Origin of the sequence: Pseudactinotalea sp. (assembly GCF_048594945.1) — a bacterium.
Lineage (GTDB): Bacteria > Actinomycetota > Actinomycetes > Actinomycetales > Beutenbergiaceae > Pseudactinotalea.
This window is the reverse complement of sequence record NZ_JBMDXJ010000258.1, coordinates 1-5488: the sequence shown is the minus strand read 5'-3', so window position 1 is coordinate 5488 and position 5488 is coordinate 1. Positions and strand designations below refer to the sequence as shown.

4 protein-coding genes and 1 pseudogene are annotated in these 5488 nt (G+C 70.6%); 2 read left to right on the top strand and 3 right to left on the bottom strand.

Annotated elements, in window-relative coordinates; all coding sequences use genetic code 11:
• Positions 1-372, top strand: a 372-nt coding sequence (locus ACOJSN_RS11245; protein ID WP_420112588.1) for a FadR/GntR family transcriptional regulator, incomplete at its 5' end; no start/stop codon positions are given.
• 127 nt (positions 373-499) lie between these two features.
• Here ACOJSN_RS11245 and ACOJSN_RS11240 read toward each other — a convergent pair.
• The 3 genes from ACOJSN_RS11240 to ACOJSN_RS11230 form a co-directional block, all read right to left on the bottom strand.
• Positions 500-2506 (bottom strand): hypothetical protein, encoded by a 2007-nt coding sequence (locus tag ACOJSN_RS11240; protein WP_420112587.1) that lies wholly within the window; start codon positions 2504-2506, stop codon positions 500-502.
• Between the two features lie 22 nt (positions 2507-2528).
• A complete protein-coding gene (locus ACOJSN_RS11235) occupies positions 2529-3545 on the bottom strand; it encodes a hydroxyacid dehydrogenase (protein WP_420112586.1) in 1017 nt (338 codons plus the stop codon).
• A 93-nt stretch (positions 3546-3638) separates the two neighbouring features.
• Positions 3639-4730, bottom strand: coding sequence for a substrate-binding domain-containing protein (locus ACOJSN_RS11230; protein ID WP_420112585.1), 1092 nt, complete (start codon positions 4728-4730; stop codon positions 3639-3641).
• 151 nt (positions 4731-4881) lie between these two features.
• On the opposite strand from ACOJSN_RS11230, the pseudogene ACOJSN_RS11225 reads away from it, so the two are divergent.
• A pseudogene (locus ACOJSN_RS11225) lies at positions 4882-5488 on the top strand (sugar ABC transporter permease); the annotation flags it as partial.

Sequence of the window (5488 nt, the reverse complement as noted above, 5' to 3'; positions counted from 1 at the left end):
CAGGCCGCACGGAACATCGACGACGAGCAGATCACCGGCCTCTACAGCCTCTGCGACGAGCTCGAGACCTTCACCGCGGACGATCTCGTCGACGCGTCGCGCAACGATGCGGTGTTCCACCGCAACATCGCCGTCGCCTCGCGGAACAGCTTCTTCGTGATCCTGCTCGACGCCCTGGGACGCTCGCTCCTGGACACCCGCGTCGCCACGTTCTCGATGGATCCCGATCGGCTGTCCACGGTCGCGGCCGCCCATCGCTCGATCGCAGACGGCATCGCGTCCCGCGACCCCTCCGCCGCCGCCGCCGCCATGCGCGTGCATCTCACCGAGGTCGTGGACACCTGGAACCGCTGGGCTCCGAAGGCTCAGTGATTCTGCGCCCCAGCGCTGCTGCCCGGTGCGAGGCGGACAGGCATCCTGCGGGAGCGCTACGGCCTGCGGGACGAGTGAGCTGTCGCGCCGTCCTCGCCCGCCGCCCGGTGGCCGGGAGCCGCTTTCCCTATGCCCGTTCGAACACGATCAGCGACTCCCCCTCCGCCGCCGGCTCGCGCTCGATGAGCAGAATGCGGTGCACCGCATCACCCCACACCGCCGTCAGCTTCTCGTCCTCGACCGCGATCCGTTCGCTCTGCACGGTGAAGCGCGCGGCGTCGTAGCGGGCGCGGGCAGGTCCCAGGCGCAGCACGCCCTCGGCCTCCTGCGACGGCGGCGCGGCGGTCATGAGCACGAGGGTCATGACGCGCGAGGACGTAAAGCGCCAGCTGTCGTGCAGGGTGATCGTCCGGGCCTCGCGGTCCAGGGCCGCCTCGCGCCAGGCGCTGTCGAGCCCGGCGTCGGACGGATACGCGCCCGCGAGGTCCAGGCGCAGGCCGGAGCGCTGGGGGGTCTCTAGCGCGACGGTGCCGCGGGCGCCACGGTCGCGTCCGGGCTCCTGCTCCACGCCGCCGGGCAGAGGACAGGAGTGGTACGCGCTGCGCATGGTCCAGATCGTGTAGCGGGTGGCCTCGTCGAAGGTCTCCCGACGGTACGTCTCGACGCCCACGTCGATCAGCACGGGCAGGCCGTCGAGCGTGGCGATCACTCCGCCGACGTCGTTGTGGTTGTGGGAGACGTCGTTGTGCCCGCCCTTCGCGGCGAGGAACCAGCCGTCCACCGCCCCCTGGCACTCGCGCATGACGGCGAGCTCGGTGCCCGGTGCGTACCAGGAGCGGGGCATGCCCGGAGCGGCCGGTTCCCGCGCCCATCCGGGATCTCGCAGCTCCTGGAGCACGCGCTGGAACTGGGGAGCGATCTGTTCCGGGAGACGGAACGGATGCTGCCGCCCCATCCATCGGGCATGGCGCACCACATCCGGTTCGCCGGCTCGGTCCCCGAACCTCTCCAGCAGGTGCCAGTTAGCGTTCGGCGGGAGCGCGGCGGAACCATCCGAGTAGTTCACTTGGCGGTGCGCGTCGATCTGCATGCGCATCGGGAAACGGCTCATTGCGGGAATCGGGGCGACGACGTTGCCGTCAAGATCCCGACCGCTGATCTCGCGCAGCACCTCGAGCGCCTCGAAGAGCTGGGCGCCGGCCCACCACCAGTAGGTGGCGCCCTCGTCGCAAGAGCCGTCCGGAGCGTACCCGGCGCGGAAGCGGTCGAGGATCACCAGCGCTCGCTCCACATCCGCGGCGAGAGCCCCGCGGTCCGGCTCGACCACTGCCGCGCAGGTGAGGACGTTCGAGACGATCCAGGGGGCCCAATTGTTGGGCGTCTCCTCGAGACCGTGCCAGAAGTACGTCTCCTGGCGCCAGGGCTCTAGCACGCGGCGCCAGATCTCGTGGTGCACCCGCGCCCGCAGGCCCGGATAGCGTCGTTCGAGATGGTCTCCGGCGAGAGTGTCCACGGCGGCGAGCATCCCGCCCACATAGCCGTCGGAGAGGTCGAGGATGTCCCGTCCCGGCTGTGGGAGCGGTGGTCTCCGCCCGGACTCGGGCAGCGCGTAGTGAGAGGGCAGGCACCAGGCGCTCAGCTCGCACAGCCGCCACACGGCGTCGGCACAGGACTGCGCCCAGCGCTCCTCCCCGGTGACCGCGAGCGCCAGCGCCGAGCTGCCGACAGCTCCCAGCAGCGAACGCTGCGCCTGTTCGTACGGGGTGCGCTCGCCGGTCGCAGCGTAGTGGTGCCACAGGCTCAGGCTGGGGCCCTGGCGAGCGAGGCGCTTCTCGAAGTCTTGTGCGCCCTCGAGCACGGCGGCGCGGTCGGCTGCGGAGATTTCCGCCCAGGCCGCGCGGTCCTCGACGGGTGGGGCGGCACGCCAGGACTTCGGGCGCAGGCCTTCGCGAACGGACGGAGTCAGCAGCGCCCGCAGGCTCGCGGTGTCGGGGTCGGCGGGCGCGGTGGCGGTGGCGGTGGCGGTGGCGGTGGCGGTGGGATCGTCCTCGCCCGGGCGGCCCGGAGTGAAAGCGGATCCATCCGGATCGGCGGCGTGGCCGACGGGGACGGGGGACGATGCGTTCCAGGTCATGGCTGCTCCTCGGGGGTGGGACTCAGGCGCGCAGGGCGAACGACTGCTGATCGATGCCGCGACGGAACGCACCCTGTGCAGCGAAGGCGAGCGCTTCCTCGACCGCATGGGCGGAGAGCCGTCCCAGCTCGGTGCCGATCGATCCGGCGATGTGCGGTGTGAGGAAGGTGTTCGGCGTGCTCCGCAGTCGACTGTGCAGCGGCAGCGGCTCCTCGGCAGCGACGTCGAGCAGCGCGACGAGATCCCCGCGTTCGAGCCGGTCGGCGAGCGCCTCCTGGTCCAGCAGGTCGCCGCGAGCCGTGTTGATCACGGTGGCGCCGGGACGCATCCGGTCGATGAGCTCCCGGTCGATCATGCCGCGCGTGCCGGGCAGCGACGGAGCGTGCAGCGAGAGGATGTCGCTGCGCTCGACCAGGTCGCCGAGCTCCACCGCCGTCGTCCCGAGCTCGGCCGCCTCGACGGGGTGGAGCGTGGGGTCGTATAGGAGCACCTCGAGCTCGAGGGCGTGCAGGCGCTGGATGACGAGGCGACCGATCGTGGAGGCACCGACGATCCCGACGGTGCGGCCACGGATGCCGACCTCCGGCCACGCGGATTCGAGATCCGGCTCCAGGCGCCCTGCACGCACGCTGTCCGCCGCCCAGAAGGCGCGCTTGGCACCGAGGACGATGAGCGCGAGCGTGTACTCGGCCACCGGGATGGCGTTGGCAGCCGCGGCGGAGCTCACCGCGATGCCGCGCTCGTAGACGACCGGATCGACCACGGGGCGCACCGTCCCCGCGGAGTGTGCGATGGCGCGCAGGTTCGGCATCAGCGAGAGCATCTCCGTGTCGATCATCGGGGTGCCCCAGCCGGTGATCAGCACCTCGGTCCGTGCGAGCAGGGAGCGGTCCGCCGCGACGTCCAGGTCGAGCGGTCGGTCCGCGAGCAGCTCGAGTGCTGGATCGGTCTCGAGCCGCCGGATGTCGACCTGGCTGAACACGCGGCGAAAGGTCTGCTCGGGCATCAGGATGCCTGCGGTCGTCCTCGGTCTGATCATCGGTGGTCTCCTCGGGTTCGTCGACCCTGACATCTCAGCCGCCACGCCCACGCATCGTCAAGATGACCCGTTCATTCGAACATCTTCCGCACATCAGACAGGAGGAGCCGTGGAGCTCCTGACGGTCAGGCGCGGGCACAACGTCACGTGGCGGCTCGCGCTCACCGTGTCCGTCGCGGCGAGCCGCTCGAAGGCCATGGTGGCGGCGAGCGCACCGAGGTCTCGGCTGGGACGCGTGACCGCCGTGAGCGGCACCTCGGCGAGCGCCGCGACCTGGTCGTCGTAGGCGACGATCGAGAGGTCACCGGGCACGTCGAGCCCGCTCGCCACCGCGATGCCGGTGAGATCCACGGCGAGGTGATCGGAATGCACCACGAGTGCGGTCACGCCGTCGGCCATCGCCTCGTCGAGCAGTGCCCGAAGGTCCCCACCGGTGCTGTCGGCCTCGCCGACCTCGAAGAGCTCCGCCCCCGCGGCCAGGCCCAGCCGGCGCTTCGCTCGCTCGAGCCCTTGGCGGAGGAAGGGGGTGGTGGGAGTGCCGTACGCGATCGCGCGCAGGTTCTCGTGCCCCAGCTCGACGAGGTGCTGCACCGCGAGCACCATCCCGGTCGCATGGTCGGTGCGCACCGATTCGAGCGCGTTGCCGATCGGGGCCTCTTCGGCGGATCGCTCGACCAGCACGACGGGAATCGTGAGCTGAGCGAGGCGGGCGAGCATCTCGACGGAGTCCGCGACCGTCGTGGTCACCAGCAGAGCGTCGACGCCCCCGGCGAGCAGGCGTTCGACCTGGTGGCTCTCGCGCTCGCGCTGGTACCGGGACACCCCGAGCACCACACGTCCGCCCAGCTCACGAGCCCGCTCCACTGCGCTGTCGACGATCGGAGGGAAGTGATAGGTGGGGTCCGGGCTCACCTGTCCGAGCGTGAACAGCGGCGTCGCGACCTGACTGCGATCAGCGCCGGAGCGAACGGCGGGGCGGTGGTGCGCGCCCCCGAGGGACGCTGTGTCCACGGACTCCGCGCCGCCGTGCACGCGACGCAGCCTGCCCTCATCGGCGAGTTCACGCAGGTCACGACGCACAGTCATGGCCGAGACCCCGGTGCGGGAGGCGAAGTCCGCCGCCGAGAGGCTTCCGTGCAGGCGGAGCTCGGCGAGGATCCGCTGCTGTCGCTCGTGGAGATCCATCGAGCCTCCTTCTGTTCGTTCTCTGTTCGAATGATCAGTAGTGCTTGACGACGATCATGCCACCTGCCGATGCTGTCCAGGCAGTCGGGAGCCCGCAAGGAGGCGCGCAGCCGTCCCGACCGACAGTCCGGCCGTGCGCGAAGGAGCCACCGTGAACCTCACCTCACCCACCCGTCCGGCCCCGCCGGCACCCGGAGTGCCCCGGGTGCCCTCCGGGCACGTCGAGGGCCGACCCTCGCTGCCCCCGGCCCGTCGCCAGTCCTTCGCGGCGCGAGTGCGACGTGACTACCCGATGGCGATCATGGTCGTCCCCGCGCTGGTCCTTCTGCTGCTGTTCGTCTACGTGCCGCTGGTCGGGAACGTCATCGCGTTCATGGACTACCAGCCGTACATCCCCATCACCGAGAGCCCCTGGGTGGGCCTGCGGAACTTCACTCTCCTGTTCCAGGACCCCTCGTTCTGGACGGCCGTCCTGAACACGCTCGAGATCACCGCCGTCCAGCTCGTGCTCTTCTTCCCGGTGCCGATCGCTCTGGCGCTGCTCATCCATTCGCTCGCGTGGCCCTGGATGCGGGCGACGCTGCAGTCCGTGCTGTACCTGCCCCACTTCCTGTCCTGGGTGATCGTGGTGGGCTTCTTCCAGCAGAGCCTCGGCGCCGGCGGCGTGCTCAACACCTGGCTCCGACAGCTCGACCTGGGGACGCTGAACGTGATGGCGGATCCCGACACCTTCGTGCTGCTGGTCTCCGCCCAGGTGG

What these genes read in the sequence shown, in the direction of transcription:
- ACOJSN_RS11240 (WP_420112587.1), bottom strand. Translation starts at nt 2,506, where the DNA reads ATGACCTGGAACGCATCGTCCCCCGTCCCCGTCGGCCACGCCGCCGAT.
- ACOJSN_RS11235 (WP_420112586.1), bottom strand. Translation starts at nt 3,545, where the DNA reads ATGATCAGACCGAGGACGACCGCAGGCATCCTGATGCCCGAGCAGACC.
- ACOJSN_RS11230 (WP_420112585.1), bottom strand. Translation starts at nt 4,730, where the DNA reads ATGGATCTCCACGAGCGACAGCAGCGGATCCTCGCCGAGCTCCGCCTG.